The organism is Pseudomonas peli (assembly GCF_050563605.1).
GTDB lineage: Bacteria > Pseudomonadota > Gammaproteobacteria > Pseudomonadales > Pseudomonadaceae > Aquipseudomonas > Aquipseudomonas peli_A.
Map to the genome: position 1 here is coordinate 1 of NZ_JBNXUH010000186.1, position 235 is coordinate 235.

Below are 235 nucleotides of genomic sequence, written 5' to 3' on the forward strand. Positions count from 1 at the left end.
GGGGCGGCGGCGACAGCGTCAGATGTGTATACGAGACAGGGCCATGGATAGTCGAGAGCGCCCGTTTTGGGGCGGCTCAATATGTTTTAAAGACTTTCTTYCGGTATGGCCAAGGCCTGCTAAATTTCCATGACGGCGTGGTCGCCGTCATGTCAGATGAGGAACGACACATGAGCAATATCCCCGCCGATCTGCGTTACGCCGCCAGCCACGAGTGGGCCTGTCTCTTATACAC

Annotated in this window: 1 pseudogene; it reads left to right on the forward strand. The window is 56.4% G+C overall.

Annotated features, from left to right (window positions below):
• Positions 1–235 (forward strand): annotated as a pseudogene (locus ACQ4LH_RS21425) (hypothetical protein); the annotation flags it as partial.